This is a genomic window from Micromonospora sp. AMSO12t (genome assembly GCF_008806585.1).
GTDB lineage: Bacteria > Actinomycetota > Actinomycetes > Mycobacteriales > Micromonosporaceae > Micromonospora > Micromonospora reichwaldensis.
Genome location: NZ_WAAS01000504.1, coordinates 1 through 1,312, shown reverse-complemented (window position 1 = coordinate 1,312; position 1,312 = coordinate 1). Strand labels below are relative to the sequence as shown.

Here is a 1,312-nt window from a genome sequence, read left to right as displayed (position 1 = left end):
GGTGCCGCGCCGGGCGACTTCGGCGCGGCGGCGGGCGTACCGGCGGAACCCGGCCGGTTCCGGGCGGCCTGGGTCTCGGTGGAGACCGGCGACGACGGGGACCGGCTCTGGTCCTACCTCGCGGCGGCGCTGCGCACGGCCACGGATCCCGCCGACGACGTACCGGGCCCCGTGCCCGACCGGCCGCCCCGCCCCGACCAGTTGGAGGTGCTGGCCGCGGCCCTCGCCGCCCGGGAACGGCCGGTGCTGCTGGTCCTGGACGACCTGCACCGGATCACCGACCCCGAGGCACTGGCCGGACTGGAGTTCCTGCTCCGCCACGCCGAGCAGCGGCTGCGGCTGGTGGTCGGCGCCCGCGCCGGGCTGCCGCTGGCCGTGCACCGGCTGCGGCTGGCCGGCGAGCTGACCGAGGTCGGCCCCGACGAACTGGCCTTCGGCGACGACGAGGTCGCCGACCTGCTGACCGCGCACGGGGTGGCGCTGCCGGCGGCCGGGGTACGCCGGCTGCAGGAACGCACCGGCGGCTGGCCGGCGGCCCTCCGCTTCGCCGCGCTGGCGCTACGCGGGCAGCCGGACCCGGCCCGCTGGGCCGAGCAGTTCGGCGGCGATCAGCCGGACGTGGCCGGCTACCTGCGCGAGGAGGTGCTCGCGGGGCTCGACCCGGACGCGCGGGACGTGCTGCGCCGCTCCACCGTCGCCGACGCGGTCTGTGCCGGCCTCGCCGACGCGCTGACCGGCCGGACCGACGCCGAGCAGGCGCTGGCCGGCCTGGCCGGCGACGGCGGGCTGCTGCGCCGCGACGACAGCCGCCCGCCCTGGTACCGCTGCCCCGCGCTGCTGGCCGACCTGCTGCACGCCGAGCTGGGCCGGCTGCCCGCCGACGAACTGCGCGACCTGCACCTGCGCGCGGCCGGCTGGTACGCCGACAACGGGCGGCCCGCCGAGGCGCTGCGGCACGCGCTCGCCGGCGGCGACCACGACCGGGCCGCCGCGCTCTTCGTGGCCCGCTGGCCGGAGCTGGTCCCGTACGACCGGGAGACGCCCGCCGGCCGTCCGCCCGCGCCCCCGCCGCCGGAGGCCGTGCGCCGCGATCCGGAGCTCGGGCTGGCCTGCGCCGCCGAGCGGGCCCGGGGCGGCGACGCCACCGCCGCCGCCGGGCACCTGCGCGACGCCGTCGAGGCCGCCCGGACGCTGCCGGCGCCGCGCCGGGACCGGTTCCGGCGGCTGGTCACCGCGCTGGAACTCACCCTGGCCCGGCTGGCCGACGACCCCGAAGCGGTACGCGCCGCCGTAGCCCGGCTGCTCGCCACCC

The 1,312-nt window shown here is 80.5% G+C and carries 1 pseudogene; it reads left to right on the top strand.

Going from position 1 to position 1,312, the window contains the following annotated elements:
• Positions 1-1,312: pseudogene (locus F6X68_RS32640) on the top strand (helix-turn-helix transcriptional regulator); the annotation flags it as partial.